Origin of the sequence: Pseudomonas granadensis (genome assembly GCF_900105485.1) — a bacterium.
In the GTDB taxonomy this organism is placed as follows: domain Bacteria; phylum Pseudomonadota; class Gammaproteobacteria; order Pseudomonadales; family Pseudomonadaceae; genus Aquipseudomonas; species Aquipseudomonas granadensis.
The window spans coordinates 663,146-689,567 of the sequence record NZ_LT629778.1 but is presented as its reverse complement, the minus strand read 5'-3'; the positions used below and the strand labels follow the sequence as shown (position 1 = coordinate 689,567).

The window sequence follows — 26,422 nt, the reverse complement described above, 5'->3', positions numbered from 1 at the left end:
AAGGTCGGCGCGTTTTCCCTTGCTCGGAGCACCTTATGCCCGCCCCTGTTCTGTCCGGCCCGCAATACCTGCGCGAAGGCCTCAAACTGGTTCTCAGCCCCAGCCTGCGCCTGTTTGTGCTGCTGCCACTGGCGATCAACCTGGTGCTGTTCGTCGGATTGATCTATCTGGCAGGCCATCAGTTCAGCCTGTGGGTCGACACACTGATGCCCTCGTTGCCCGAGTGGCTGAGTTTTCTCAGCTACATTCTCTGGCCGCTGTTTGTGGTACTCGTGGCGCTGATGGTGTTTTTCACTTTCACCATGCTGGCCAACGTGATCGCCGCGCCCTTTAACGGCTTTCTCGCTGAAAAAGTCGAAGTGGTGGTACGCGGCACCGACGACTTCCCGGCCTTCAGCTGGGGCGAACTGATCGCAATGATCCCGCGCACCTTCGCCCGGGAAATGCGCAAGCTCGGCTACTTCCTGCCCCGAGCGATCGGCCTGTTCATCCTGTCGTTCATTCCGGTGGTGAACATCGTCGCCGCACCGCTATGGCTGCTGTTCGGCGTGTGGATGATGGCGATCCAGTACATCGACTACCCGGCGGACAACCACAAACTGGGCTGGAACGAAATGCTCGCCTGGCTGCGGGAAAAACGCTGGCAGAGCATGAGCTTTGGCGGGATCGTTTATCTGGTGCTGCTGATTCCGGTGGTCAATATCCTGATGATGCCGGCCGCAGTGGCCGGGGCGACGTTGTTCTGGGTGCGTGAGCGTGGCGCCGAAAACCTTGTGACCCAACGCTGACCCCGTCACAAATCCATCACCTGAACGTCACAACCTCGACATGGCCTCAGCCGACACTGAGGTCATGACGACAGCGCTAAACATCACCCTGATCAGCGAAACCTTCCCACCGGAAATCAACGGCGTGGCCAATACCCTTGGCCGCTTGTGCGAGGGCTTGCGCGCCCGCGGGCATCAGGTCGAGCTGGTGCGGCCACGGCAGGCCTGTGATCCGCAGCGCAGTGAGGATGCGGCGTTGCTGTTGTGTCGCGGCTGGCCACTGCCGGGATATCAGGGGCTGCAATGGGGTCAGTCGTCGATGCACAAACTGCTGCGCCGCTGGAAGCGCCAGCGGCCGGACGTGTTGTACATCGCCACCGAAGGCCCGCTGGGTTTGTCGGCGCTGCGAGCGGCACGGCGCCTGGGCATTGCGGTGGTCAGTGGCTTTCACACCAACTTTCAGCAATACACCAGCCAGTACGGCCTCGGTTTGCTGACGCGGATGCTCACGCATTATCTGCGCTGGTTTCACAACCGCTCCGCGCTGACCCTGGTGCCGAGTGTCAGTCAGCGGCTGGAACTGGAACGACGGCATTTCGAGCGCTTGGCGTTGCTGTCGCGGGGCGTGGACAGCCAGTTGTTCCATCCGAGCAAACGGCTGAACGCACTGCGTGAGCAATGGGCACTGTCCGAGCGTGACATTGCCGTGATTCACGTAGGACGACTCGCGCCTGAAAAGAACCTTGGTCTGCTCAAACGTTGCTTCGAACAACTTCGGGCAAGTTATCCACAGCGCAATCTGAAACTGATCATCGTCGGCGACGGACCGCAACGTGCAGCGCTGGAGAAGGATTTGCCTGAGGCGATTTTCTGCGGGGCGCAGCGCGGGGAAGCGCTGGCCGCGCACTATGCGTCAGGCGATGTATTTCTGTTTCCCAGTCTGACTGAAACCTTCGGCAATGTCGTACTCGAAGCACTGGCCTCGGGACTGGGCGTGGTGGCCTACGATCAGGCAGCCGCGGCGCAGCATATTCGCCATGGTTACAACGGCGTGTCGGCGATGCCCGGCGATGAGCAGGCGTTTTGCGAGGCGGCTATGTGGTTGCTGGAAGAAGATGAGCGGTTGCGCTGTGTGCGGCTGAATGCGCGACAACATGCGAGTCGCCAGGGTTGGGGCGCAATCATCGAGCAGTTTGAGGGACATTTGCGCGGGGCTTGTCTGGGGGAGCAGGTAGTGCCGGATGCGCAGACCCTGCCTTGAATGTGTGCTGACTTGTAGACCCCTATCGCGAGCAGGCTCACTCCTACAGGGGGTTGTGTTGTGAACACGATCCCCTATGGGAGCCAGCCTGCTGGCGATGAGGCCCTGTTGGGGGCCGTTTAAACCAGCGTCATCAACGCCTCACGGCTGAACGGCAAAATATCCTGCTCACGCCCTTCGCGAACCTTCTGCGCCCAGTCCGGGTCGACCAGCAGCGCACGCCCTACCGCCACCAGATCGAATTCCTCTTTGTTCAAACGCTCCAGCAGGTTTTCCAGACTGGCCGGTTGCGCGATCTTGTCGGTGTTGACCATGAACTGCAAAAACTCGCCATCCAGACCGACACTGCCTACGGTGATGGTCGGTTTGCCGGTGAGTTTGCGCGTCCAGCCGGCCAGGTTCAGTTCGGAGCCGTCGAATTCCGGCTCCCAGAAACGCCGCGTCGAGCAGTGGAAAATATCCACGCCGGCGTCAGACAACGGTTTGAGGAATTCACCCAGCGCCTCCGGTGTTTGCACCAGGCGTGCGGTGTAATCCTGCTGCTTCCACTGCGAAAAACGGAAGATGATCGGGAAGCCCTCGCCGACCGCGGCGCGCACCGCTTGAATCAGTTCGATGGCGAAACGCGAACGGTTGGCCAGGCTGCCGCCGTATTCGTCAGTGCGCTGGTTGCTGCCTTCCCAGAAAAACTGGTCGATCAGGTAACCGTGGGCGCCGTGGATCTCGACGCCGTCCATGCCGATGCTTTGCGCATCTTTAGCTGCCTGGGCGAATGCGGCGATCACCTCCTGAATGTCTTGTTTGGTCATGCCGTGCACCACGACCTGACCATCCTTGAGCTTTTCCGACGGGCCGTAGCCCGGCACGCTGGCATCTGGCTCGGTGCCGATGCGGCGCACGCTACCCACATGCCACAGTTGCGGAACGATCTTGCCGCCTTCGGCGTGGACCGCATCGACGACTTTTTTCCAGCCGGCCAATGGCGCTTCACCGAAGAACTGCGGGACGTTGGGATAACCGTTGGAGGCGATGTGGCCGACCGTGGTGCCCTCAGTGATGATCAGGCCAACCCCGGCTGCCGCACGGCGACGGTAGTATTCAATGACTTTAGAGTTCGGCACACCGCCTGGGGAAAACGAGCGGGTCATCGGCGCCATGACCACGCGGGTCGGCAGTTCGAGGGCACCGAGGTGGAACGGTTTGAACAAGGCTTGAACGGGCATCGAAAGGCTCCACGAAAATGATCGACGGGTCATGAATTCATATGACGGCGATAATATGCGCGCGCAGCCTAACGCGATACCACTATTGATCTGAATGATTAAAGGTCAAAAGCCAGGCAAAAAAAATCGCAGCCGACTGGCTGCGATATTCACGATTCAGCCCAGCGCTTTATCGATCGCGGCAATCACGGATGGATCATCCGGCGCCGTACGCGGCGAGAACCGCGCCAGTACGCGGCCGTCCTTGCCGAGCAGGAACTTTTCGAAATTCCAGGTGATGTCGCCAGGAAATTCGGCGCCCTCGCCCGCCAGCAAACGGTACAGCTGATGACGCTCGTGGCCGTTGACTTCGAGCTTGCTCGACAACGGAAACGTCACGCCATAGTTGAGTTTGCAGAATTCCTGAATCTCTTGCTCCGAGCCCGGTTCCTGCCCGGCAAACTGATTGCATGGCAGGCCCAGCACGCTGAAGCCTTTGCCTTTGTATTGCTGATACAGGTTTTCCAGCGCCGCGTACTGAGGGGTCAAGCCGCATTTGGAGGCGACGTTGACCACCAGCACGACTTGGCCCTTGAACGGCGCCAGCGGTAGCTCCTGACCATCCAGGGCTGTCAACTTAAGGTCGTGAAAAGCACTCATGACGAACTCCAGGATTCTCTGTTCTTCTCGAAACAGCCACTTGGCGTGGCCTACCAAGGACAGCCGCGGACTAAAAAGGCGCCCGCAGGCGCCTCTCCAGTACTCGAAGCTTAGCGCAGAAAATCAGTGGTGATGGCCACCTTCGCCATGGACGTGGCCATGAGCGATTTCTTCCTGGCTGGCGTCACGGATGTCGACGATCTTCACCTGGAAGTTCAGACGCTGGCCGGCAAGCGGGTGGTTGCCATCAACCGTCACGTCATCGCCGTCGAGGTCACGGATGGTCACGATCTGCATCTGGCCGTCCGGCGCCGAAGCGTGAAACTGCATGCCGACTTCCAGCTCGTCGACGCCTTCGAACATGCTGCGGCTCAGGGTGCTGACCAGCTCGGCGGCGTATTCGCCGTAAGCGTCTTCCGGCTCGACGGCTACTTTCAGCTCGTCGCCGACAGCCTTGCCTTCCAGGGCTTTTTCCAGGCCCGGGATGATGTTGCCTGCGCCTTGCAGGTAAACCAGCGGAGCGCCGCCGGCGGAGCTGTCGATGACCTCACCAGCGTCGTTGGTCAGGGTATAGTCGATGGAGACAGCCTTATTGGCGGCGATCAGCATGGGGCGAGACCTTTTGCATAAGAATATAGAAAGGCCAAGTTTAGCGAAGCAATCGCACGAAAGCGAACACAACCCGGACAAACGGGTTTCGACGATCACAGGCTTTCATCAGGACGAAGAGGGTCATTGGGTGGTCGAACTTTCCTGTGGCCACACCCAGCACCTGCGTCATCAGCCGCCGTGGCAATCGCGGGCGTGGGTGCTCGACCCGGCGCAACGTATTGAAAAACAGGTCAACCTTTTGCCTGTGGCTGGTGCGCACAAGGCTCGGTTAGCGATAACCTTGGCGACTGAATTTCGGTAGTCGGCCAGCCATAGGCGGACACCCTTGCATAGAGAATTCCGATGCAAACTTTTTTTATCGCCCCCACCGATTTTGGCGTGGGTCTGACCTCCATCAGTCTCGGGCTGGTGCGTACGCTTGAGCGCGCGGGGCTTAAAGTCGGTTTCTTCAAACCGATCGCCCAGCCGCACCCCGGCGACACCGGCCCGGAGCGCTCCACCGAGCTGGTGGCGCGCACCCATGGCCTGAAACCGCCGCAACCCCTGGGCCTGGCGCACGTAGAGCGGATGCTCGGTGACGGCCAGCTCGACGAACTGCTCGAAGAAATCATCACCCTGTATCAACAAGCGGCGGTCGGCAAAGACGTGCTGGTCGTTGAGGGCATGGTGCCGACCCGCAGCGCCAGTTATGCCGCGCGGGTCAATCTGCACTTAGCCAAGAGCCTCGATGCCGAGGTGATTCTGGTTTCGGCACCGGAAAACGAAGTGCTGGCCGAACTGTCCGGCCGCGTCGAGTTGCAGGCGCAATTGTTCGGTGGCCCGAAAGACCCGAAAGTGCTCGGCGTTATCCTCAACAAGGTCAAGACTGACGAGAGCATGGAAGCTTTTGCCGCGCGCCTGAAAGAACACTCGCCGTTGCTGCGCAGCGGTGATTTCCGCTTGCTCGGCTGCATCCCGTTCCAACCGGAACTCAACGCGCCGCGCACCCGCGACGTCGCCGATCTGATGGGCGCGCAAGTGCTCAATGCCGGGGACTACGAAACCCGGCGCATGAGCAACATCATTATTTGCGCGCGGACCATGCGCAACACCGTCGAGCTGCTCAAGCCCGGTGTACTGGTGGTGACGCCGGGTGATCGCGACGACATCATCCTTGCCGTCAGCCTCGCGGCGATCAACGGCGTGCCGCTGGCCGGGCTGCTGCTGACCAGCGACACCCTGCCCGATCCGCGCATCATGGATCTGTGCCGTGGCGCATTCCAGGCCGGCCTGCCGGTGTTGTCGGTGAGCACCGGCTCCTACGACACCGCCAACCTGTTGAATGGCCTGAACAAGGAAATTCCGATCGACGACCGCGAGCGCGCCGAGATCATCACCGATTTCGTCGCCAGCCATCTCGACGCCAACTGGCTGCACCAGCGTTGCGGCACGCCGCGCGAGATGCGTCTGTCGCCGGCAGTGTTCCGCTATCAGCTGATTCAACGTGCGCAAGCGGCCAATAAACGCATCGTTCTGCCCGAAGGCAGCGAGCCGTTCACCGTGCAAGCGGCGGCGATCTGCCAGGAACGCGGGATTGCCCGTTGCGTGTTGCTGGCCAAACCCGAGGACGTCGAAGCGGTGGCCCGCGCTCAGGGTATCGTCTTGCCTGCGGGGCTGGAGATACTGGATCCGGACCTGATTCGCGAGCGCTACGTCGAGCCGATGGTCGCCCTGCGCAAGACCAAGAGCCTCAACGCGCCGATGGCCGAGCAGCAACTGGAAGACACCGTGGTGATCGGTACCATGATGCTCGCGCTGGATGAAGTCGATGGCCTGGTATCCGGGGTGATCAACACCACCGCCAACACCATCCGCCCGGCGCTGCAACTGATCAAGACTGCGCCGGGCTGCACCTTGGTGTCGTCGGTGTTTTTCATGCTGTTCCCGGAGGAAGTGCTGGTGTACGGCGACTGCGTGATGAACCCGCATCCGAGCGCCAGCGAACTGGCCGAGATCGCCCTGCAAAGCGCTGACTCGGCTGCGGCGTTCGGCATCACGCCGCGCGTGGCGATGATCAGCTACTCCAGCGGCGAATCGGCCAGCGGCGAAGAAGTCGAGAAAGTCCGCGAAGCGACCCTGCTCGCTCACGAGCAACAGCACTCGCTGCTGATCGACGGCCCGCTGCAATACGACGCTGCCGCCAATGCCGAAGTGGCCCGTCAACTGGCGCCGAACAGTCAGGTTGCCGGGCGCGCCACGGTGTTTGTGTTCCCGGATTTGAACACCGGCAACACCACGCACAAAGCGGTGCAGCGCAGCGCCGATTGCGTCAGTCTCGGGCCGATGCTGCAAGGCTTGCGCAAACCGGTGAACGATCTGCCGCGCGGCGCGCAAGTCGATGACATCGTCTACACCATCGCGCTCACCGCGATTCAAGCCGCCAACCGACCTATGGATGTGTAAATGCTGGACTTTCTCCCTGCACCCGTGCGCGGCGTAATCGCCTCGCTGCTGTTGGCGCTCAATACGATTCTGCTGTGCTCGTTTCTGTTCTGCGTGGCGCTGGTCAAGGCATTGCCGTTCGCCCTGACGCAACGCATCGCCGGTTGGCTGATGAGCCACACTCACGAGGCGTGGATCAGCAACAACAAGGGCTGGATGAATCTGGTCCGGCGCACCCGCTGGCACATCAGCGGCCTGCAAGGTCTGGACTATCAGCACTCATATCTGATCACCAGCAACCACCAGAGCTGGGTCGATATTCTGGTGCTGCAATACGTGCTCAACCGGCGCATTCAGCCGCTGAAATTCTTCCTCAAGCAGGAGCTGATCTGGGTCCCGGTGATCGGTCTGGCGTGGTGGGCGCTGGGCTTTCCGTTCATGAAACGCTACTCCAAAGCCTACCTGGCCAAGCACCCGGAGAAAAAAGGCAAAGACCTGGAAACCACGCGCAAGACCTGCGCGAAATTCCGCAATAACCCGGTGGGCATTTTCAACTTCGTCGAAGGCACGCGTTTCACCGAAGGCAAGCATGCGCAGCAGCAATCGCCGTTCAAATACCTGCTCAAGCCGAAGGCCGGCGGGATCGCCTTTGTGCTGGACGCGATGGGCGAGCAACTGGAATCGATCGTCAACGTGACCATCCACTACCCGGCCGGACGCCCGGGGTTCTGGGACTTGCTCAGCGGCAATGTGCGCGATGTGGTCGTGCACTTTGAAGAGCTGAAAATTCCACCGGCCTTCATCGGCAAGAACTACGACCAGGACGGCGAGTATCGTTTGCAGTTTCAGGGCTGGATCAATCAGCTGTGGCTGGACAAGGATGCGTTGCTGGAGCAACTGCACCGCGAATATCCCGACCGCCGCTAACCCTCTGTAGGAGTGAGCCTGCTCGCGATAGCAGTGGATCAGCCACCATCGATGTTGATTGAAGCACCGCTATCGCGAGCAGGCTCACTCCTACAATCGACCGGGTTGACCCGAATAAAAAAAGCCCGCCGATGATCACTCATCGGCGGGCTTTTTCTTGCAGCTCGAAGCTAAAAGCTCGCCGCTGTTTTTTGCTTAGATCGCGCCGCGTTTACGCAGCAGCTCCAGCACTTGCTTGACGCTGTCTTCCAGACTCAGCGACTGCGTGTCGATCACCAGATCGGCATTCAACGGCACGTCGTACGGGAAGGATTCGCCCGGGATGTTGTCACCGCCAGCAGCGTACAGACCTTGCGGGTCACGCTCAGCGCAAACAGTTGGCGAAGCCTGCACATAGACCGTCAACAGACGCTCCTTGCCGATCAGCTCCCTGGCCTGCTCGCGACCTTCGGCACTCGGCGCAACGAACGCAGCCAGGGTCAGCAAGCCCGCTTCGTTGAACTGACGCGCCACATGCGCGGCACGCCGCCAGTTCTCGGTACGGCCGGCACGGTCCTGTGGCAGACCTTTATTAAGGTCATGACGCAGGTTCTGCCCGTCCAGCACAAATACCGCCCGGCCCATGTCGAACAGCTTGCGCTCGACCGCATACGCCAGGGTGCTCTTGCCCGCGCCCGACAGGCCGCTGAACAACACCGTCGCCGGTTGCTGGCCGAAGCGCTGAGCACGTTCTTCAGTAGCAACGTGGGCCAGTTTGCCGTGGTGCGTGGCGGTGCCGTGCGCCACTGGTTGGGCGACGATCATGCCGGCGCCGACGGTGCCATTGGTCAACCGGTCAATGACGATGAACGCGCCGGTGGTGCGGTTGCTGTCGTAACCGTCGAGGGCGATCGGCGCGTCGAGCGCAATCTTCACCTTGCCGATTTCGTTGAGCTGCAACGCGCTCGCCGGGCCTTCTTCCAGAGTGTTCACGTCGACCTTGTTGACGATGCTGGCGATCGAGCCCGGCACGTAACTGGTGGCGCGTTTTATGTCGTACTTCTTGCCCGGCAGCATCGGCTCTTCAGCCATCCACACCAGCATCGCTTCGAAGCTGTCGGTGACCGGCGGCACGTTGTCGGCATGCACCAGCAGGTCGCCACGTGAAATGTCGATTTCGTCTTCCATGGTCAGCGTCACCGCTTGACCAGGACCGGCATGCTCCAGCTCACCTTCGAAGGTGACAATGGATTTGACCCGGCTGCTCTTGCCCGACGGCAACACGACGACTTCGTCGCCCTTGTGCACGATGCCGCTGGCCAGCGTACCGGCGAAACCACGGAAGTTCAGGTTCGGCCGGTTGACGTACTGCACCGGGAAACGCAGATCGCTGAAATTGCGATCGCCCGCGACTTCCACGGTCTCGAGGATTTCCATCAGCGACTGACCGGTGTACCACGGCGAGCGCTCGGACTTGTTCACCACGTTGTCGCCCTTGAGGGCCGACATCGGCACAAAGTGCATGCTGGTCGGCTTCATCTTCAAGCCTTCGGCAAACTTCAGGTAGTCAGCCTTGATCGACTCGAACACACCCTCGTCAAAACCTTTGAGGTCCATCTTGTTGATGGCGACGACGATATGTTTGATGCCCAGCAGCGATGCAATGAAGCTGTGGCGACGGGTCTGGGTCTGCACGCCGTAACGCGCGTCGACCAGAATGATCGCCAGGTCACAGGTGGACGCACCGGTGGCCATGTTGCGGGTATACTGCTCATGGCCGGGGGTGTCGGCGATGATGAATTTGCGTTTGGCGGTCGAGAAATAACGATACGCGACATCAATGGTGATGCCCTGCTCACGCTCGGCCTGCAAACCGTCGACCAGCAGCGCCAGATCGATATCGTCACCGGTGGTGCCGACTTTCTTCGAGTCGCGGGTAATCGCTTCGAGGTGATCTTCGTAGATCATTTTCGAGTCGTGCAGCAGGCGCCCGATCAGGGTGCTCTTGCCGTCATCGACGTTACCGCAAGTCAAAAAGCGCAGCAGCTCTTTACGTTCGTGCTGGCCCAGGTAGGCGAGGATGTCCTCGCTGATCAAATCAGAAACATGGCTCATTGCATTCAAGCTCCAAGCTGTAAGCTTCAAGCGGCAAGCTTGTCGGCGTACAGCTAGTCAGAAATTTTGTTGATCAACCCAACCAGCATCCTAGAAAGCTCTCGGGTCTCCATAATCCAATTTTCAGCCAGTGGTTCTGCGATGTAAGCGATATCTCGGCCTATCAGGATCTGGGTGCGCAGCTCTCCACAAGAAGCTTTCGCAATCCAAAGAAAATGAACCTTTTCTTTGCAACTCCGACGCTCCATGCCTTCAGCAATATTGGAAGGCACTGAAAGTGCAGAACGGGTGATCTGATCCTTGAATCCAAAATCCCCGCACCGCGCAAACTCTTTGAAAATCCTCACCGCCAGACATTTGCTTCGCTGCCATACAACCAGTCTCTCGAAATCCATTACGAGTCATCCGATTCCGGCTCGCAGCAACCGGCTGCAAGCGCCAAACTGCAAAGCTACGCATACCGCCTTTAACTTGCAGCTTGCCGCTTGTAACTCGAAGCTTAAAAGTAGCCTTGACGTTTTTTGTCTTCCATCGAGCCTGCGCCATCGTGGTCGATGACCCGGCCCTGGCGCTCGGAAGTTCGCGTCAGGAGCATTTCCTGAATGATGTCCGTGAGGCTTTCGGCCTCGGACTCCACCGCGCCCGTCAACGGGTAGCAGCCAAGGGTGCGGAACCGCACTTTCTTTTTGACGATGCGCGCCTTGTCTTCATCGGACAGGTGCTCGAGGATGCGCTCGTCGTCGATCATGATCAGCGTGCCGTTCTTCTCGATGACTTCGCGCTCGGCGGCGAAGTACAGCGGCACAATCGGGATGCCTTCGAGGTAGATGTACTGCCAGATGTCCAGTTCGGTCCAGTTCGACAACGGGAACACACGAATGGATTCGCCCTTGTTGACCTTGCCGTTGTAGACGTTCCACAGTTCCGGGCGCTGGTTTTTCGGGTCCCAGCGGTGCTTGCTGTCGCGGAACGAGTAGACGCGCTCTTTGGCGCGGGATTTCTCTTCATCACGACGGGCGCCGCCGAATGCTGCGTCGAAGCCATGCTTGTCGAGGGCCTGTTTCAGACCTTCGGTTTTCATGATGTCAGTGTGCTTGGCGCTGCCGTGGGTGAACGGGTTGATGTTCTGCGCCACGCCATCGGGGTTGATATGGGTGATGAGGTCCAGGCCCAGTTCTTCGACCATCTTGTCGCGGAACTTGTACATTTCCTGGAATTTCCAGCGGGTGTCGACGTGCATCACCGGAAACGGCAGTTTGCCCGGGAAGAACGCCTTGCGTGCCAGGTGCAGCATCACGGCGGAGTCTTTACCGATGGAGTACAGCATCACCGGGTTGTCGAACTCGGCGGCCACCTCGCGGATGATGTGGATGCTTTCCGCCTCCAGCTGTTTCAGATGCGTCAGTTTGTCGACCATGGCTACTCACGAAAGCTTTCTTATGAACGGCCAGCGGGCCGTGTTCGAGCGGGGAATCCTAGCACAGCGACCTCTTCTAATCAGGACGCCTACTAGAACGAAAGGGCATATGAATATGCCTGCCAGTTCGGCCGATGAACCCCTGTAGGAGTGAGCCTGCTCGCGATAGCGGTGAGTCAGTTACCGCTATGTCGGATATGACAACGCTATCGCGAGCAGGCTCACTCCTACAGGGGAAACGCGGTGTGTCAGATCGGGTTGGGGCAATCGATGAAGATGTGTTCGAGGGCGAAACGTTTCGCCAGATAATCGCCCAGCGCCTGCACGCCATAGCGTTCGGTGGCGTGGTGGCCGGCGGCGATGAAGCTGATGTCGTTTTCGCGGGCACTGTGAAAAGTCTGTTCGGAGGCCTCACCGCTGATGAACAGATCGACACCCGCGGCAACGCCCTGATCGATGTAACCCTGGCCGCCACCGGTGCACCAGCCGACCCGGCGAATCATCCCGCTGCCTTCGATCAACAGCGGCTCACGGCCCATCACCTCTTGAACCCTGCGGGAGAAATCCCGCGCCGTCATCGGTTCATTCAGCGAACCGACCAGACCGACGACTTTCGGATTGCTCGGGTCCAGCGGCCCCTCGACGGTGATGTCGAGCTGACGCGCCAATTGCACGTTGTTGCCGACGTCCGGGTGCAGATCCAGCGGCAAGTGATAGGCGAGCAAACTGATGTCGTGCTTGAGCAGGGTTTTCAATCGACGTTGTTTCATCCCGGTGACGCAGGGGTTTTCGCCCTTCCAGAAATAACCATGATGCACCAGGATCAGATCCGCCTCGGCCTCGACGGCGGCATCTAGCAACGCCTGGCTGGCGGTGACGCCGCTGACGATGCGCATCACTTGCGGACGACCTTCGACCTGCAAACCGTTAGGACAATAATCGGCGATTTTCGCACTGGCCAGGTAACGGTCGGCTTCTTCGACGAGGGTGCTGAGGGCAACGGCCATGAAAGACTCCTAAATATCCCGTTCAGAGGCACGCGCGGCCTCGTATAATGCGCGACATTATGGGCGGTCTGACCCCGCCTGCAACTTTTCCAGGACGTGCTTAATGCTCAAGGCGCTGCGTTTTTTTGGCTGGCCGCTGCTGGCCGGTGTGCTTATCGCTCTGCTGATTATTCAGCGTTACCCCGAGTGGGTCGGGCTGCCGAGCCTCGACGTCAACCTGCAACAGGCGCCGCAGACCACCAGCGTGCAGCAGGGGCCGGTGTCCTACGCCAATGCGGTTTCCATTGCCGCACCGTCGGTGGTCAATCTGTACACCACCAAGGTCATCAACAAACCGGCGCATCCGCTGTTCGAGGATCCGCAGTTCCGGCGCTTCTTCGGTGACAACTCGCCGAAACAGAAACGCATGGAATCGAGCCTCGGTTCCGGGGTGATCATGAGCCCGGAAGGCTACATCCTGACCAACAACCACGTCACCAGCGGCGCCGACCAGATTGTCGTGGCGCTCAAGGATGGTCGCGAAACCCTCGCCCGCGTGATTGGCAGCGATCCGGAAACCGATCTCGCGGTATTGAAGATCGATCTGAAAAACCTGCCGGCGATCACCGTCGGTCGCTCCGACAACATTCGCATCGGCGACGTCGCACTGGCCATCGGCAATCCGTTCGGCGTCGGCCAGACCGTGACTATGGGCATCATCAGCGCCACCGGGCGTAACCAGTTGGGCCTGAACAACTACGAAGACTTCATCCAGACCGACGCGGCGATCAATCCGGGCAATTCCGGCGGCGCACTGGTGGATGCCAACGGCAACCTCACTGGCATCAACACCGCGATCTTTTCCAAATCCGGCGGCTCGCAGGGCATCGGTTTTGCGATCCCGGTGAAGCTGGCGATGGAAGTGATGAAGTCGATCATCGAGCACGGCCAGGTCATTCGTGGCTGGCTGGGCATCGAAGTGCAGCCGCTGACTCAGGAACTGGCCGAATCGTTTGGTTTGTCCGGGCGCCCGGGCATTGTGGTAGCGGGGATTTTCCGTGACGGTCCAGCGCAGAAAGCAGGCCTGCAACTGGGCGATGTGATTCTGAGTATCGATGGCGAGCCGGCCGGTGATGGCCGCCGTTCGATGAATCAGGTGGCGCGGATCAAGCCGACTGACAAGGTCACGATTCAGGTGATGCGCAACGGCAAAGAGTTGAAGCTCACCGCTGAAATCGGCCTGCGTCCGCCACCGGCTCCGGTGAAAGAAAAAGAAGAATAAAACTTTATTCGCGCCAATGGCGCGAATAACAGACATTCTCAAAAGGCATGTTATATTGTTTCAATTCTGGCAATTGGAACAACATAACATGTCGTCTCGCAAAAAGGCCTCGCTGCTCGGCCTGACCCTTGGCTTGCTCTGCGATCCCGCTTTCGCCGATGAACCGCAGTCCCTTGAGCTGGAAGCGATCAGCGTCGTTTCCGACTATGAATCGCCTACCGGCCCCGTCAAAGGCTACCGCGCTACCCGCTCCTCCAGCGCAACCAAAACCGACACCGCGATCCGCGATATCCCGCAAGCCATCAGCGTCGTACCGGCCAGTGTGCTCAAGGATCTGGGCAGCAGCAGCGTCGAGCGGGCGCTGGATTTTGCCGGCGGCGTGTCGAAGCAGAACAACTTTGGCGGCCTGACGCTCTACGAATACAGCGTGCGCGGCTTCACCACGTCGGAGTTCTACAAGGACGGCTTCAGCGCCAATCGCGGCTACCCGAGCACACCGGACGCCGCCAATATCGAGCGTATCGAAGTGCTCAAAGGCCCCGCCGCCAGCCTGTATGGCCGGGGCGATCCGGGCGGCACGGTGAACATCGTTACGAAAAAGCCGCAGCCCGAAGCGTTTACCACCCTGCAGACCAGCGCCGGTAGCTGGGATCGCTATCGCACCGCGCTGGACGTCAACGCCCCACTCGATGCGCAGGGCGATGTACTGTCGCGAATCAACCTTGCGGTCGAAGACAACCAAAGCTTCCGCGACCACGTCGACAGCAAGCGCGTATTTGTTGCGCCCTCGATCAGTTGGCAATTGAGCCCGGACACCTCGCTGCTCGTAGAGAGCGAGATCGTTCGGCACAGCTCGACCTTCGATCGCGGCATCGTCGCGCCGAACAACAAATGGAGCGGTGTCTCGCGCTCGACTTTCCTCGGAGAACCTAACGACGGCAACATCGACAACCACAACAATCTGCTGCAGGCGACCCTTGAGCATCACCTGAACGACAACTGGAAACTGCGCCTGGCCAGTCATTACAAGGAAGGCGAACTCTGGGGCGACGCCTCGGAACAACGGGCGCTGAACGCCGACGGCCACACCGTCAACCGCCGCTATCGCGAGCGCGACACCCACTGGCACGACAGCATCACCCAACTGGAATTGCGCGGCCTGTTCGACCTCGGTCCCTGGCAACACGAATTGCTGATCGGTACCGAGTATGAAAATTTCCGCAAGAACGAACGCGTCACCACCCTCGCTGGCGGCCCCTACGCCATCGACATCTATAACCCGGTTTACGGCCAGCCAAAACCCAACGGCGCCCGCTCGGGCACTGACTTCTTCGAACACGTCGAAAGCCATGCACTGAATGTGCAGGACCAGATCATTTTCACCGACAAGCTGCGCGGAATGATCGGCGCGCGCTTCGAACATTTCGATCAGCACATCGACGACCACAGCCGCAACGCGACCAGCAGCCAGCGTCACGACGCCCTCACCCAACGCGCGGGCCTGCTCTATCAACTGACGCCGAACACCGGCCTGTTCGCCAACGCCTCGACCTCGTTCAAACCGAACAACGGCCTTGACGCCGCCGGCAAATCATTCGACCCGGAAGAAGGCGTCGGCTACGAGATCGGTATCAAGAACGAATTGTTCGACGAACGCCTGAGCAGCACCCTCGCCTTCTTTCACATCGACAAGGAAAACGTTCTCGCGCTCGACCCGGCCACCGACACCAGTCGCGCCATGGGCAAAGCGCGCAGTCAGGGCTTCGACTGGCAGGTGACCGGGCAGGTGACCGATGCGGTGCGGGTCATCGGCGCGTTCGCCTACATCGATGCCGAAGTGACCAAGGGCGACGCGACGATTCCCACCGGTAGCCGCATCCTCGGCGTCGCCAAACGCAGTGGCAGCCTGCTCGGCGTGTATGAATTTCAGGATGGCCACCTGCGCGGCTCGGACCTTGGCGCAGCGTTCACGTATGTCGGCGACCGCTCGGGCGAATCCGGCAGCGATTTCGAATTGCCGGCCTATCACACCGTCGACCTGCTCGCCCACTACAAGGCCAACGACAACGTCACGGTTGGCCTGAACCTGAACAACCTCTTCGACGAAAAGTATTACGAGCGCTCCTACAGCAACTACTGGGTCAACCCCGGCGAGCCGCGCAACTTCACCGTCAGCCTGACACTCAACCTGTAAAAGGACGTCACCATGCAACACGGCAAAACCCTCGTACTGATCGCAGCCCTGTTCGCCGGGCAAGTTTCGGCCCATGGTCTGTGGACAGAAGAACGGCGCGGGAACATCGAAGTGGTCTACGGTCACGGCGCCGAAGACAATGCTTTCAAAGCGCAAAGGATCAGCGGGGCCTGGGCCTATGACGCCGCCGGCAAGATGATTCCGGTCAGCGTCGGACGCCTGGCGGACCACGCCCGCTTGAAACCGTTGAAGTCGCCGGCGGTGATGGTCGTCGCCTTGAACAATGGCATGTGGTCGCAAACTGCGGACAAGAAGTGGGTCAACCAAGGACGCAGCAAAGTACCGGGCGCAATCGAAGCGACTGAGACGTTCAAGTACAGCCTGGCGATTTACCAGCCCGGCGCGAAGCTGCCGAAGCTCGACCAGATCAAACTGTTGATCCTGCCGGAAGTGGATCCGCTGACCGTCGGGCCGGGTAATTCACTGCCGGTGCGGGTATTGCTCGATGGCAAACCGGCGGCCGGGGTCAAGTTGGTTGGCGACTATCGCAGCGCGCCGAACACGCTGAGCACCGAGACCGACAAGGACGGCCGCGCGCAGGTGCTGGTGAGGAATGAAGGGTTGAATGTGATTGCGGCGCAGGTTGAGGTGCCGGTGACGGACAGCGCGGATGTGAACAGTCGCGGGTTATTCAGTTCGCTGACATTTCTTGGCGAACCGCATCACGAATAACACCACAAATCCTCTGTAGGAGTGAGCCTGCTCGCGATTGCGCCGGGTCAGCCAACGTCGATGTTGAATGTCCATCCGCTATCGCGAGCAGGCTCACTCCTACAAGGTGCAGCGGCAATCAGAGGTCGCCGAGGCCTTCGATCAACGCCTGATTCTGCTCCGGCGTTCCAATCGATATCCGCAGGAACTGCGCAATCCGCTCTTGCTTGAAGTGCCGCACGATCACGCCCTGCTCACGCAGCTTGGCCGCCAGCCCCGCCGCGTCATGCTGCGTATGCCGGGCGAAGATGAAGTTTGCCGCTGATGGCAGCACTTCAAAACCCTTGGCCTGCAACTGCGCAACCACCCAGTCACGGTGCTCGATGACCAGCCGACAGGTCTTGTCGAAATACTCGCGATCTTCAAACGCCGCCGCCGCGCCGACATTCGCCAGACGATCCAGCGGATAGGAGTTAAAGCTGTTCTTGATCCGCTCCAGCGCCTCGATCAGATCGGGATGCCCGACCGCCAGCCCGACGCGCAGACCGGCCAGCGAACGCGACTTGGACAGGGTTTGCGTGACGAGCAGGTTTGGATAGCGATCCACCAGACTGATCGCTGTCTCACCGCCGAAGTCGATGTACGCCTCATCAACCACCACCACCGAATTTGGGCTGGCCTTGAGGATTTGCTCGACCGCCTCCAGTGCCAGCAGGCAACCAGTCGGCGCGTTCGGGTTGGGGAAAATGATCCCGCCGTTCGGCCTGGCGTAGTCGGCCGGGTTGATCTGGAACTGCGCGTCCAGCGGCATTGCGTCGAACTGGATGCCGTACAGACCGCAATAGACCGGATAGAAGCTGTAGCTGATGTCCGGAAACAACAACGGCTGATCATGCTGGAACAGACCGTGGAAAATGTGCGCCAGCACTTCGTCCGAACCGTTGCCGAGGAACACCTGATTGCTTTGCACGCCGTAGTAACCGGCGACGGCATTTTTCAGCAGATCGCTGTTCGGGTCCGGGTACAGGCGCAGGTTGTCATTGAGTTCGGCCTGCATCGCCGCCAGGGCTTTTGGCGACGGGCCATAGGGGTTTTCGTTGGTGTTGAGCTTGACCAGCTTGGTCAGCTTCGGCTGTTCGCCCGGCACATACGGCACCAGATCCTTGACGAACGGGCTCCAGAATTTACTCATGCTCATTCCCCCTGCCCTTTCAGAAAGTCCTGGTCTTTGATGCGGTATTCGGCGCTGCGCGCGTGGGCGCTGAGCGATTCGCCACGGGCCAGCACCGAGGCGGTTTTGCCCAGCTCAGAGGCGCCGGCTTCGGAGCAGAAGATGATCGATGAGCGCTTCTGGAAGTCATACACGCCCAGCGGCGACGAGAACCGCGCGGTGCCGGAGGTCGGCAACACGTGGTTCGGACCCGCGCAGTAGTCACCCAGCGCTTCGGAGGTGTGACGGCCCATGAAAATCGCGCCGGCGTGACGGATCTGCGGCAGCCAGGCTTGCGGGTCAGCAACCGACAACTCCAGGTGTTCCGGGGCGATGCGGTTGGCGACTTCGATGGCCTGGGCCATGTCGTTGACCTGAATCAGCGCCCCGCGGCCGTTGATCGAGGTTTCGATGATGGTCGCGCGGTCCATGGTCGGCAGCAGTTTATCGATGCTGGCGGCGACCTTGTCGAGGAACTCGGCGTCCGGGCTGACCAGGATCGCTTGCGCGTCTTCGTCGTGCTCGGCCTGGGAGAACAGGTCCATGGCGATCCAGTCCGGGTCGGTCTGGCCGTCGCAGACCACGAGGATTTCCGACGGCCCGGCGATCATGTCGATGCCGACCTGACCAAATACGTGGCGTTTGGCGGTGGCGACATAAATGTTGCCCGGCCCCACCACCTTGTCGACTTGCGGCACGCTTTCGGTGCCATACGCCAGAGCGGCAACCGCTTGCGCGCCGCCGATGGTGAATACCCGGTCAACGCCGGCGATGCACGCGGCGGCCAGCACCAGTTCATTGATTTCACCGCGCGGCGTCGGCACGACCATCACCACTTCGGTGACGCCAGCGACTTTCGCTGGAATCGCGTTCATCAGCACCGACGACGGGTACGAGGCCTTGCCGCCCGGCACATAAAGGCCGGCGCGATCCAGCGGCGTAACCTTCTGGCCCAGCACAGTGCCGTCGGCCTCGGTGTAGCTCCAGGAATCCTGCTTCTGTTTTTCGTGGTAGCTGCGCACCCGTGCAGCGGCCTTTTCCAACGCTTCGCGCTGCGCCACGGTGATGCGGGTCAGGGCCAGTTCCAGGCGCTCGCGCGGCAGGATCAGGTCAGCCATCGAAGCGACCTCAAGGCCATCGAACTTCTGGGTGAACTCGACCAGCGCTGCGTCACCGCGCTCGCGCACGGCCTTGATGATGTCCAGCACGCGCTGATTGACCGAGTCGTCAGACACACTTTCCCAGCTCAGCAGATGATCCAGATGATGCGCGAAATCCGGGTCAGCAGCGTTGAGTCGGCGAATTGCAGTCGGTGCGGTCATAGCGAGAGCCTCATAGGAATTGGCAAAAACTCAGGCGCCCGAAACTATCATTCGATCCGCTTGGGCACCTGAGAATTCTGGCTATGAGGCGGATAGACGGCGCGGCCTCGGGCCGCGCAGGTAGATCAGCCGCGGTGTCGCGATTCCACTGCGTTGCGCAGGGTGTCGATCAACGCCTGGATTCGGGCGTGTTGCATTTTCATCGAAGCCTTGTTGACGACCAGACGCGAGCTGATCGTGGCGATCAGTTCCTGGGGTTCCAGGCCGTTGGCGCGCAAGGTGTTGCCGGTGTCGACCACGTCGATGATCTTGTCGGCAAGACCGATCAGCGGCGCCAGCTCCATCGAGCCGTACAGCTTGATGATATCGACCTGACGGCCCTGCTCGGCGTAATAACGCTTGGCGACATTGACGAACTTGGTCGCCACGCGCAGACGGCCCTTGGGCTCGGCGGCGCCGATCTTGCCGGCGGTCATCAGTTTGCATTGGGCAATCTGCAGATCCAGCGGTTCGTACAGGCCCTGGCCGGTGTATTCCATCAACACGTCTTTACCTGCGACGCCAAGGTCGGCCGCGCCATGCTCGACATAGGTCGGCACGTCGGTGGCCCGCACGATCAGCAGACGCACGTCGTCCTGGGTCGTGGGGATGATCAGCTTGCGGCTCTTGTCCGGATTCTCGGTCGGCACGATGCCCGCTTCAGCGAGAAGCGGCAGGGTGTCGTCAAGGATGCGGCCCTTGGACAGTGCGATGGTCAACATGGGAAACGTCAGTCCTTATCAAGGTACTCATGCCCGGTCACAATCGGCGCCGGACACACATCGAGGGTGCGCACACCCTCGACTCGAAACGAATTCAGTGGACACGTCCGTGTGTCCCGATGCAGCAATCAGCCCGGAACGCGACGGATCTTGGCGCCCAGCATCTGCAGTTTTTCTTCGATGCACTCGTAACCACGGTCGATGTGGTAGATGCGGTCGATCAGTGTGTCGCCTTCGGCAACCAGCGCCGAGATCACCAGACTGGCCGAAGCACGCAGGTCGGTCGCCATCACTGGCGCGCCCTTGAGTTTTTCGGTACCGGTCACGATGGCGGTGTTGCCTTCAACCTGGATTTTGGCGCCCATGCGGTGCAATTCGTACACGTGCATGAAACGGTTTTCGAAGATCGTCTCGATCACCGCTCCGGTGCCTTCGGCAATGGCGTTGAGCGAGATGAACTGTGCCTGCATGTCGGTCGGGAAAGCCGGGTACGGCGCGGTGCGCACGTTGACCGCTTTCGGACGCTTGCCGTGCATGTTCAGCTCGATCCAGTCTTCACCGCAGGTGATTTCTGCGCCGGCTTCACGGAGTTTTTCCAGCACTGCTTCAAGAATGGTCGGATCGGTGTCCTTGACCTTGACGCGACCACCGGTGACGGCAGCGGCGACCAGGTAGGTGCCGGTTTCGATACGGTCAGGCATGACCTTGTAGAAAGCCGAACCCAGACGCTCGACGCCATCGATGGTGATGGTGTCGGTGCCGGCACCGGAAACCTTGGCGCCCATGGCGTTGAGGAAGTTCGCCAGATCGACCACTTCAGGTTCACGGGCGGCGTTCTGCAGCACGCTGCGACCCTTGGCCAGAGCAGCGGCCATCATGATGTTCTCGGTACCGGTCACGCTGACGGTGTCGAAGAAGAAGTGCGCACCGCGCAGGCCACCTTCAGGCGCCTTGGCCTTGATGTAGCCGCCTTCGACGTCGATCACCGCGCCCATGGCTTCGAGGCCACGGATGTGCAGGTCGACCGGACGCGAACCGATGGCGCAACCGCCAGGCAGGGCAACTTCGGCCTCACCAAAACGGGCAACCATCGGGCCCAGTACCAGAATCGACGCACGCATGGTTTTCACCAGCTCGTACGGGGCGATCAGGGTCTTGATGGTGCGCGGGTCGATTTCGACGCTGAGTTTTTCGTCGATCACAGGCTCAATGCCCATGCGACCGAACAGCTCGATCATGGTGGTGATGTCGTGCAGGTGCGGCAGGTTGCCAACGGTCACCGGGCCATCGCACAGCAGGGTGGCGGCCAGGATTGGCAGAGCGGAGTTCTTCGCGCCGGAAATGCGGATCTCGCCATCAAGACGCGCGCCACCGGTAATAATCAATTTATCCATTAGTATCTCGACGCCCTAGGGCTCAGGTGCGCTCGGCCCAGGCCGCGCGGCTGAAAAATTTCATGGTGACCGCGTGGATGCTGCCATCGGCGATCCATGGGTTCAAATGGGCATAGATGCTTTGCTGACGCTTGACCGGGCTCAACGCCGCCAGTTCATCGCTAATCACGTTCAGCTGGAAGTTGCAGCCTTCGCCTTCAACTTCAACCTGCGTATCTGGCAGCTTTCCTTCAAGGAAGCTCTTCACTTCTACGGCCTGCATGCTCAACCTCAATCGGCGCCCTGTGCGCACGGGTCGGACATCATACAAAAAAGCCCCGCGCCTGCGAACCCCGCAATGCAGGACTCTGACGGGGGGCTTTTGTTGCCGATGCGGAATCAGTGTGCCGCGAACAGCTCGGTCAATTCGCTGACCTCGGCAATTTCGCGCATGTCTTCCGGCATGGCGCGGATGCTGACGGCCTTGCCGGCCGCCTGCGCATCGCGCATGAAGCACAGCAGCAACGACAGACCGACGCTGCTGGACTTCTTCACCGCCGAGCAATCGACGACCAGCGCTTTCGCCTTGCTCGACTTGATCAGCGCCTGGCCTTCCCTTCTCAGGTCCGGCCCGGTGCGATAGTCCAGCACGCCACTGAGCAGAAGCTCATCGACATCACTCATACGCACTGCCGCCTCACTCATTGCGCTGGCTTCGCAGCAGCTTTATCGGTTTCCTGCTTGGCCTTGGCCACTTCACCAGCCCAACCATCGATGGTCTTGTCCAGATCGTTGCCATTGCGCTGCATCGCGTCAGCGAACTGATCACGGAACAGCTTGCCGATGTTGATGCCGTTGATGATCACGTTGCGCAGTTTCCACTCGCCGCCGATCTTCTCAAGCGTGTACTGCACTGGGTAGATCGCGCCATTGCTGCCCTTGACGGTCATGTTGACGCTGGTGCGGTCGCCCGATTCGTCTTTGGCCGGGTCAACAGTGATGCCCTGGTTGTTGTATTCCAGCAGAGCGTTGCCATAGAACTGGAACAGGCCGCGCTTGAAGTTTTCCTGAAAGCGCTGCATCTGCGCAGGCGTAGCCTTGCGCGAATACTTGACGGTCATGATGCTCTTGGAGATGCCCTCGGCATCCACCACCGGGCCGACAATGTTGTTCAGCGCCGCATAGAAATCCTGCGGATCCTGCTTGTACTTCTCTTTGTTGGCCTGCAGGTCGGCAAGCATCCGGTTGGTGGTGTCCTGAATCAGATCGTGTGCGGATTGCCCAGGTGCCGCGTTAGCCAGCAGTGGCAGTGCCGCGAGCAACACCAACAGGCCACGTCGCAAGGTAGAGATCATTCAAAAGCTCCTCATTTGGCGTCTTTGCTAACGGTATTGAGCAGGAATTTACCGATCAGGTCTTCCAGTACCAGAGACGACTGCGTGTCGTGGATGGTTCCGCCATCCTTCAACTGGCTGTCTTCGCCGCCGACGCTGATACCGATGTATTTCTCGCCCAGCAGACCCGCGGTAAGGATAGACGCTGTGGAATCGACAGGCAGGTTGTCGACCTTCTTGTCCACTTGCAGCGTGACCCGACCGGTGAAGCTGTCGCGATCCAGATCGATGGCCGTGACCTTGCCGATGGTCACACCGGCCATGGTCACTTTGGCTCTGACCGTCAAACCGGCGATATTGTCGAAATACGCATAAAGTTTATAAGTGTCGGTGGACGAAGTCGGAGACAGGCCACTGACCCGCAAGGCGAGCAGCAGCAAAGCCAGGATCCCTGCCAGCAGGAACAGGCCGACACCGATTTCCAGGGTGCGGTTTTGCATCAGAAATCTCCAAACATCAAAGCGGTCAGAATAAAGTCCAGACCCAGCACTGCCAGCGAGGCAAACACTACGGTCTTGGTGGTGGCACGACTGATCCCCTCGGAAGTGGGCTCACAGTCATAGCCTTGGAATACGGCGATCCAGGTGACGACAAAGGCGAAAACGATGCTTTTGATGATGCCGTTGAGCACATCACTGGTGAAGGTCACGCTGTTCTGCATGTTCGCCCAATACGAGCCTTCATACACACCCAGCCAGTCGACGGCCACCCACGAACCGCCCCAGATGCCCACCACGCTGAAAATCATCGCCAGCACCGGCAGGGAAATGAAACCGGCCCACAGACGCGGGGCAATGATGTACTTGAGCGGGTCGACGCCGATCATTTCCAGGCTCGACAGTTGCTCGGTCGACTTCATGTTGCCGATCTCGGCGGTCAATGCCGAACCGGCACGCCCGGCGAACAACAGCGCAGTCACCACCGGGCCCAGTTCACGCAACAGGGTCAAAGCAACCATCTGCCCGACTGCCTGCTCCGAACCGTAGCTCGACAGGATGCTGAAGCCCTGCAACGCCAGGACCATGCCGATGAAAATCCCCGAAACGACGATGATCACCAGCGACATGACGCCGACTGAATGCAATTGTTTGACCAGCAGGCTGAAACCGCCGCTGATGCCGCCGCGTCCCAGCAGGGCATGAAACAGGAAAAGCGTGGCGCGCCCGAACACCGCAACGGCGTCGATCGCCGTTTCGCCGAATCGGCGCACGCGCTCTATCAATGAAATTCTGCGCATCAGCGCTTCCCCAGAAGATCTGCGCGGTAATCCGTCGCTGGAAAATGATACGGCACCGGGCCATCGGGATCGCCGGTCATGAACTGCCGGATCCGTGGTTCGTCCGAGTTCATCAACTCGTCCGGAGTCCCCTGCCCCAAGACCTGGCCGTCACCGACTATATAAAGGTAGTCGGCGATGCTCGCGGTCTCGGCCAGATCGTGCGACACCACGATACTGGTGATGCCCAGCGCATCGTTGAGCAGACGGATCAGGCGGACCAGCACACCCATGGCAATCGGGTCCTGGCCGACGAACGGTTCGTCGTACATGAGGATCTGCGGATCCAGAGCAATCGCCCGGGCCAGCGCGACGCGACGCTTCATGCCGCCCGACAGCTCGTCCGGCATCAGCTCGATGGCTCCGCGCAGACCGACCGCCTGCAATTTCAGCAGGACGATGTCGCGGATCATCTCTTCCGGCAATTCGGTATGCACGCGCAGCGGGAAAGCCACGTTCTCGAACACATCGAGATCGGTGAACAGCGCGCCGCTCTGAAACAGCACGCCCATGTGCTTTCGCGCATCGAACAGATCACTGCGCGACAGGGTCGGCAGGTTCTGACCGTTGACCCAGACTTCGCCGCTGGCGGGGCGCAACTGGGCGCCCATCAACCGCAGCAGCGTGGTCTTGCCACACCCGGAAGGCCCCATGATACCGGTGACCTTGCCGCGCGGGATGCGGATATCGACGTTATTGAAAATGCTGCGCGCACCGCGCTTGAAGGAGACTCCCTTCAGCTCGACCGCGTAGGCGTTATCGGCACTCATCTAAACTCCTTGCGATGCAGCCTCTCACTCGGACGCCTGTCTTTGGTTAAAAAGTACATACATCCCGGGCAGGCCGAACTGGCGGCGAACTATATCACTGCAACGGCCGCGCGCCCAAGGCTTGTGCCAGCCCGTATTCAGCGATGTGACAGGTCTGCAGCGGCTTTTTCCGGCTTTTGATAACGAGGAATGACAAAGCACGACGAACTTGCGTGAGGCTTTGCAACATAACCGCTATAATCGCCGCCTTTTCATCGGGCTATACGATTTCTGACATGAGCCAATCCAGCGACCTGATTCAATCGGCACAACGCACCATCCGCCTCGAAATGGAAGCCGTACAAGGCTTGCTGCCCCATATCGACGCCGATTTCGTACGCGCTTGCGAGATGATTCTGGCCAGTAAAGGCCGTGTAGTCGTGGTCGGCATGGGCAAGTCCGGGCACGTTGGCAACAAGATCGCCGCGACCCTGGCCAGCACCGGCACCCCGGCTTTTTTTGTCCACCCGGCTGAAGCCAGTCACGGCGACATGGGCATGATCACCCGCGATGACGTGATTCTGGCCCTTTCGAACTCCGGCTCGACCAACGAAATCGTCACCCTGCTGCCGCTGATCAAACGCCTGGGCATCCAGCTGATCAGCGTCACCGGCAATCCGCAATCGCCACTGGCCAAGGCGGCCGAGGTCAATCTCAACGTGCACGTCGAGCATGAAGCCTGCCCGCTGAACCTGGCACCGACTTCTTCGACCACCGCGGCACTGGTCATGGGCGATGCCCTCGCCGTGGCGCTGCTGGAAGCGCGCGGCTTCACCGCCGAAGATTTCGCCTTTTCCCACCCGGGCGGCGCCCTCGGCCGTCGCTTGCTGCTGAAAGTCGAAAACGTCATGCACGCCGGCCAGGAGCTGCCTCAGGTGCAACGCGGCACGCTGCTCAAGGACGCGCTGATGGAAATGACCCGCAAGGGTCTGGGCATGACCGTCATTCTGGAAGCCGACGGCAAACTCGCCGGGATCTTTACTGACGGCGATTTGCGCCGCACCCTGGATCGCGCCATCGACATTCGCAGCGCCACCATCGACCAGGTCATGACCGCGCACGGCAAAACCGCGCGCCCGGAAATGCTGGCTGCCGAAGCCCTGAAAATCATGGAAGACCATCGAATCAACGCACTGGTGGTCGTCGATGAGGAGGACCGCCCGGTCGGCGCCTTCAACCTCTCCGATCTGCTGCGCGCAGGAGTCATGTAATGAGCAACGAACTGCTGCAACGCGGCAAAGCAATCAAACTGGCGGTTTTCGATGTCGACGGCGTCCTCACCGACGGGCGCCTGTACTTCCTGGAAGACGGCAGCGAATTCAAGACTTTCAACACCCTCGACGGCCAGGGCATCAAGATGCTGATGAACGCCGGCGTGGAAACGGCCATCATCAGCGGTCGCAAGACTCCGGTGGTTGAGCGTCGAGCGAAAAACCTCGGCATCCCGCACCTGTTTCAGGGCCGCGAAGACAAACTGGTGGTGCTCGACGGTCTGCTTGAGCAACTGGGCCTAAGCTATGAACAGGTTGCCTACCTCGGTGACGACCTGCCTGACCTGCCGGTGATCCGCCGCGTCGGTCTGGGCATGGCCGTGGCCAACGCCGCTGACTTCGTCCGCGAACACGCCCACGGCGTGACCCGCGCCCGTGGCGGCGAAGGTGCCGCCCGAGAATTCTGCGAATTGATCCTGCGCGCCCAGGGCCGCCTCGATGCGGCCAATGCCGCGTACCTGTGAGCCAAGCC

The 26,422-nt window shown here is 60.1% G+C and carries 26 protein-coding genes and 1 pseudogene; 10 read left to right on the top strand and 17 right to left on the bottom strand.

Annotation, left to right across the window (positions count from 1 at the left end; translation table 11 throughout):
- Positions 1–35 precede the first annotated feature (35 nt).
- Together cysZ and BLU52_RS02900 are read left to right on the top strand one after the other, a co-directional pair.
- Complete coding sequence (cysZ, locus tag BLU52_RS02905; protein ID WP_090281805.1) at positions 36–788, top strand: sulfate transporter CysZ; 753 nt, start codon at positions 36–38, stop codon at positions 786–788.
- 40 nt (positions 789–828) lie between these two features.
- Positions 829–2,028, top strand: coding sequence for a glycosyltransferase family 4 protein (locus BLU52_RS02900; RefSeq protein ID WP_090281804.1), 1,200 nt, complete (start codon positions 829–831; stop codon positions 2,026–2,028).
- Positions 2,029–2,147: 119 nt separating this feature from the next.
- Here the strand turns inward: BLU52_RS02900 and BLU52_RS02895 are convergent, their stop codons facing one another.
- From BLU52_RS02895 to BLU52_RS02885, 3 genes are all read right to left on the bottom strand, one after another.
- Entirely contained in the window at positions 2,148–3,251 is a 1,104-nt protein-coding gene (locus BLU52_RS02895) for an NADH:flavin oxidoreductase (RefSeq protein ID WP_090281803.1), read from the bottom strand.
- A gap of 156 nt (positions 3,252–3,407) precedes the next feature.
- On the bottom strand, positions 3,408–3,890 hold the full coding sequence (locus BLU52_RS02890; RefSeq protein ID WP_090281802.1) for a glutathione peroxidase: 483 nt from the start codon (positions 3,888–3,890) through the stop codon (positions 3,408–3,410).
- 123 nt (positions 3,891–4,013) lie between these two features.
- Positions 4,014–4,499, bottom strand: coding sequence for an FKBP-type peptidyl-prolyl cis-trans isomerase (locus BLU52_RS02885; RefSeq protein ID WP_090281801.1), 486 nt, complete (start codon positions 4,497–4,499; stop codon positions 4,014–4,016).
- On the opposite strand from BLU52_RS02885, the pseudogene BLU52_RS02880 reads away from it, so the two are divergent.
- The 3 genes and pseudogenes from BLU52_RS02880 to BLU52_RS02870 all read left to right on the top strand — a co-directional run bounded on the left by BLU52_RS02880 (position 4,468) and on the right by BLU52_RS02870 (position 7,850).
- Positions 4,468–4,793, top strand: a pseudogene (locus tag BLU52_RS02880) (DUF3565 domain-containing protein). The gene BLU52_RS02885 and the pseudogene BLU52_RS02880 overlap by 32 nt on opposite strands.
- Before the next feature lie 51 nt (positions 4,794–4,844).
- Positions 4,845–6,944 carry a phosphate acetyltransferase gene (gene pta, locus BLU52_RS02875; RefSeq protein WP_090281800.1) on the top strand — a complete coding sequence of 700 codons (2,100 nt, stop codon included), beginning with the start codon at positions 4,845–4,847 and terminating at the stop codon, positions 6,942–6,944.
- Positions 6,945–7,850 (top strand): acyltransferase, encoded by a 906-nt coding sequence (locus BLU52_RS02870; protein ID WP_090281799.1) that lies wholly within the window; start codon positions 6,945–6,947, stop codon positions 7,848–7,850.
- 195 nt (positions 7,851–8,045) lie between these two features.
- Here BLU52_RS02870 and cysN read toward each other — a convergent pair whose 3' ends face one another.
- The 4 genes from cysN to BLU52_RS02850 all read right to left on the bottom strand — a co-directional run bounded on the left by cysN (position 8,046) and on the right by BLU52_RS02850 (position 12,368).
- Positions 8,046–9,944: a sulfate adenylyltransferase subunit CysN gene (cysN, locus tag BLU52_RS02865; RefSeq protein WP_090281798.1), complete on the bottom strand. Its 1,899-nt coding sequence runs from the start codon at positions 9,942–9,944 to the stop codon at positions 8,046–8,048.
- A 53-nt stretch (positions 9,945–9,997) separates the two neighbouring features.
- Positions 9,998–10,339 carry a four helix bundle protein gene (locus BLU52_RS02860; RefSeq protein WP_039759341.1) on the bottom strand — a complete coding sequence of 114 codons (342 nt, stop codon included), beginning with the start codon at positions 10,337–10,339 and terminating at the stop codon, positions 9,998–10,000.
- Between the two features lie 104 nt (positions 10,340–10,443).
- On the bottom strand, positions 10,444–11,361 hold the full coding sequence (cysD, locus tag BLU52_RS02855) for a sulfate adenylyltransferase subunit CysD (protein WP_007912374.1): 918 nt from the start codon (positions 11,359–11,361) through the stop codon (positions 10,444–10,446).
- A gap of 248 nt (positions 11,362–11,609) precedes the next feature.
- Entirely contained in the window at positions 11,610–12,368 is a 759-nt protein-coding gene (locus tag BLU52_RS02850; protein ID WP_090281797.1) for a Nif3-like dinuclear metal center hexameric protein, read from the bottom strand.
- 103 nt (positions 12,369–12,471) lie between these two features.
- Here BLU52_RS02850 and algW point away from each other — a divergent pair, with 103 nt between their 5' ends.
- The 3 genes from algW to BLU52_RS02835 all read left to right on the top strand — a co-directional run bounded on the left by algW (position 12,472) and on the right by BLU52_RS02835 (position 16,555).
- A complete protein-coding gene (gene algW / locus BLU52_RS02845; protein WP_090281796.1) occupies positions 12,472–13,629 on the top strand; it encodes a Do family serine endopeptidase AlgW in 1,158 nt (385 codons plus the stop codon).
- A gap of 88 nt (positions 13,630–13,717) precedes the next feature.
- Positions 13,718–15,823, top strand: a complete 2,106-nt coding sequence (locus BLU52_RS02840; RefSeq protein WP_090288423.1) for a TonB-dependent siderophore receptor — start codon at positions 13,718–13,720, stop codon at positions 15,821–15,823.
- A gap of 12 nt (positions 15,824–15,835) precedes the next feature.
- A complete protein-coding gene (locus BLU52_RS02835; RefSeq protein WP_090281795.1) occupies positions 15,836–16,555 on the top strand; it encodes a DUF4198 domain-containing protein in 720 nt (239 codons plus the stop codon).
- Between the two features lie 118 nt (positions 16,556–16,673).
- On the opposite strand, the gene hisC is transcribed toward BLU52_RS02835, so the two are convergent.
- From hisC to BLU52_RS02785, 10 genes are all read right to left on the bottom strand, one after another.
- The gene (gene hisC / locus BLU52_RS02830) at positions 16,674–17,726 is read right to left on the bottom strand and encodes a histidinol-phosphate transaminase (RefSeq protein WP_090281794.1); all 1,053 of its coding nucleotides are present in this window, start codon (positions 17,724–17,726) and stop codon (positions 16,674–16,676) included.
- A 2-nt stretch (positions 17,727–17,728) separates the two neighbouring features.
- Positions 17,729–19,066, bottom strand: a complete 1,338-nt coding sequence (gene hisD, locus BLU52_RS02825; protein WP_090281793.1) for a histidinol dehydrogenase — start codon at positions 19,064–19,066, stop codon at positions 17,729–17,731.
- Positions 19,067–19,191: 125 nt separating this feature from the next.
- Complete coding sequence (hisG, locus tag BLU52_RS02820) at positions 19,192–19,827, bottom strand: ATP phosphoribosyltransferase (protein WP_007967226.1); 636 nt, start codon at positions 19,825–19,827, stop codon at positions 19,192–19,194.
- 128 nt (positions 19,828–19,955) lie between these two features.
- The gene (gene murA / locus BLU52_RS02815; protein ID WP_090281792.1) at positions 19,956–21,221 is read right to left on the bottom strand and encodes a UDP-N-acetylglucosamine 1-carboxyvinyltransferase; all 1,266 of its coding nucleotides are present in this window, start codon (positions 21,219–21,221) and stop codon (positions 19,956–19,958) included.
- 22 nt (positions 21,222–21,243) lie between these two features.
- Positions 21,244–21,483, bottom strand: coding sequence for a BolA family protein (locus BLU52_RS02810; protein ID WP_090281791.1), 240 nt, complete (start codon positions 21,481–21,483; stop codon positions 21,244–21,246).
- A gap of 116 nt (positions 21,484–21,599) precedes the next feature.
- Positions 21,600–21,905, bottom strand: a complete 306-nt coding sequence (locus tag BLU52_RS02805; RefSeq protein ID WP_090281790.1) for an STAS domain-containing protein — start codon at positions 21,903–21,905, stop codon at positions 21,600–21,602.
- Positions 21,902–22,555, bottom strand: coding sequence for an MlaC/ttg2D family ABC transporter substrate-binding protein (locus BLU52_RS02800; protein WP_090281789.1), 654 nt, complete (start codon positions 22,553–22,555; stop codon positions 21,902–21,904). Before BLU52_RS02800 ends, BLU52_RS02805 begins: the two co-directional genes overlap by 4 nt.
- Before the next feature lie 11 nt (positions 22,556–22,566).
- Positions 22,567–23,034: an outer membrane lipid asymmetry maintenance protein MlaD gene (gene mlaD / locus BLU52_RS02795; protein WP_090281788.1), complete on the bottom strand. Its 468-nt coding sequence runs from the start codon at positions 23,032–23,034 to the stop codon at positions 22,567–22,569.
- Entirely contained in the window at positions 23,034–23,831 is a 798-nt protein-coding gene (gene mlaE, locus BLU52_RS02790) for a lipid asymmetry maintenance ABC transporter permease subunit MlaE (protein ID WP_090281787.1), read from the bottom strand. Before mlaE ends, mlaD begins: the two co-directional genes overlap by 1 nt.
- Positions 23,831–24,640, bottom strand: coding sequence for an ATP-binding cassette domain-containing protein (locus BLU52_RS02785; RefSeq protein ID WP_090281786.1), 810 nt, complete (start codon positions 24,638–24,640; stop codon positions 23,831–23,833). The genes mlaE and BLU52_RS02785 overlap by 1 nt, the downstream gene beginning before the upstream one ends.
- 275 nt (positions 24,641–24,915) lie before the next feature.
- Between BLU52_RS02785 and BLU52_RS02780 the strand changes: the two genes are divergently transcribed.
- Both BLU52_RS02780 and BLU52_RS02775 read left to right on the top strand, forming a co-directional pair.
- Positions 24,916–25,890, top strand: a complete 975-nt coding sequence (locus tag BLU52_RS02780; RefSeq protein ID WP_090281785.1) for a KpsF/GutQ family sugar-phosphate isomerase — start codon at positions 24,916–24,918, stop codon at positions 25,888–25,890.
- The gene (locus tag BLU52_RS02775) at positions 25,890–26,414 is read left to right on the top strand and encodes a KdsC family phosphatase (protein WP_090281784.1); all 525 of its coding nucleotides are present in this window, start codon (positions 25,890–25,892) and stop codon (positions 26,412–26,414) included. The genes BLU52_RS02780 and BLU52_RS02775 overlap by 1 nt, the downstream gene beginning before the upstream one ends.
- Positions 26,415–26,422 lie beyond the last annotated feature (8 nt).

What these genes read in the sequence shown, in the direction of transcription:
- cysZ (WP_090281805.1), top strand. Translation starts at nt 36, where the DNA reads ATGCCCGCCCCTGTTCTGTCCGGCCCGCAATACCTGCGCGAAGGCCTC.
- BLU52_RS02900 (WP_090281804.1), top strand. Translation starts at nt 829, where the DNA reads ATGGCCTCAGCCGACACTGAGGTCATGACGACAGCGCTAAACATCACC.
- BLU52_RS02895 (WP_090281803.1), bottom strand. Translation starts at nt 3,251, where the DNA reads ATGCCCGTTCAAGCCTTGTTCAAACCGTTCCACCTCGGTGCCCTCGAA.
- BLU52_RS02890 (WP_090281802.1), bottom strand. Translation starts at nt 3,890, where the DNA reads ATGAGTGCTTTTCACGACCTTAAGTTGACAGCCCTGGATGGTCAGGAG.
- BLU52_RS02885 (WP_090281801.1), bottom strand. Translation starts at nt 4,499, where the DNA reads ATGCTGATCGCCGCCAATAAGGCTGTCTCCATCGACTATACCCTGACC.
- pta (WP_090281800.1), top strand. Translation starts at nt 4,845, where the DNA reads ATGCAAACTTTTTTTATCGCCCCCACCGATTTTGGCGTGGGTCTGACC.
- BLU52_RS02870 (WP_090281799.1), top strand. Translation starts at nt 6,945, where the DNA reads ATGCTGGACTTTCTCCCTGCACCCGTGCGCGGCGTAATCGCCTCGCTG.
- cysN (WP_090281798.1), bottom strand. Translation starts at nt 9,944, where the DNA reads ATGAGCCATGTTTCTGATTTGATCAGCGAGGACATCCTCGCCTACCTG.
- BLU52_RS02860 (WP_039759341.1), bottom strand. Translation starts at nt 10,339, where the DNA reads ATGGATTTCGAGAGACTGGTTGTATGGCAGCGAAGCAAATGTCTGGCG.
- cysD (WP_007912374.1), bottom strand. Translation starts at nt 11,361, where the DNA reads ATGGTCGACAAACTGACGCATCTGAAACAGCTGGAGGCGGAAAGCATC.
- BLU52_RS02850 (WP_090281797.1), bottom strand. Translation starts at nt 12,368, where the DNA reads ATGGCCGTTGCCCTCAGCACCCTCGTCGAAGAAGCCGACCGTTACCTG.
- algW (WP_090281796.1), top strand. Translation starts at nt 12,472, where the DNA reads ATGCTCAAGGCGCTGCGTTTTTTTGGCTGGCCGCTGCTGGCCGGTGTG.
- BLU52_RS02840 (WP_090288423.1), top strand. Translation starts at nt 13,718, where the DNA reads ATGTCGTCTCGCAAAAAGGCCTCGCTGCTCGGCCTGACCCTTGGCTTG.
- BLU52_RS02835 (WP_090281795.1), top strand. Translation starts at nt 15,836, where the DNA reads ATGCAACACGGCAAAACCCTCGTACTGATCGCAGCCCTGTTCGCCGGG.
- hisC (WP_090281794.1), bottom strand. Translation starts at nt 17,726, where the DNA reads ATGAGTAAATTCTGGAGCCCGTTCGTCAAGGATCTGGTGCCGTATGTG.
- hisD (WP_090281793.1), bottom strand. Translation starts at nt 19,066, where the DNA reads ATGACCGCACCGACTGCAATTCGCCGACTCAACGCTGCTGACCCGGAT.
- hisG (WP_007967226.1), bottom strand. Translation starts at nt 19,827, where the DNA reads ATGTTGACCATCGCACTGTCCAAGGGCCGCATCCTTGACGACACCCTG.
- murA (WP_090281792.1), bottom strand. Translation starts at nt 21,221, where the DNA reads ATGGATAAATTGATTATTACCGGTGGCGCGCGTCTTGATGGCGAGATC.
- BLU52_RS02810 (WP_090281791.1), bottom strand. Translation starts at nt 21,483, where the DNA reads ATGCAGGCCGTAGAAGTGAAGAGCTTCCTTGAAGGAAAGCTGCCAGAT.
- BLU52_RS02805 (WP_090281790.1), bottom strand. Translation starts at nt 21,905, where the DNA reads ATGAGTGAGGCGGCAGTGCGTATGAGTGATGTCGATGAGCTTCTGCTC.
- BLU52_RS02800 (WP_090281789.1), bottom strand. Translation starts at nt 22,555, where the DNA reads ATGATCTCTACCTTGCGACGTGGCCTGTTGGTGTTGCTCGCGGCACTG.
- mlaD (WP_090281788.1), bottom strand. Translation starts at nt 23,034, where the DNA reads ATGCAAAACCGCACCCTGGAAATCGGTGTCGGCCTGTTCCTGCTGGCA.
- mlaE (WP_090281787.1), bottom strand. Translation starts at nt 23,831, where the DNA reads ATGCGCAGAATTTCATTGATAGAGCGCGTGCGCCGATTCGGCGAAACG.
- BLU52_RS02785 (WP_090281786.1), bottom strand. Translation starts at nt 24,640, where the DNA reads ATGAGTGCCGATAACGCCTACGCGGTCGAGCTGAAGGGAGTCTCCTTC.
- BLU52_RS02780 (WP_090281785.1), top strand. Translation starts at nt 24,916, where the DNA reads ATGAGCCAATCCAGCGACCTGATTCAATCGGCACAACGCACCATCCGC.
- BLU52_RS02775 (WP_090281784.1), top strand. Translation starts at nt 25,890, where the DNA reads ATGAGCAACGAACTGCTGCAACGCGGCAAAGCAATCAAACTGGCGGTT.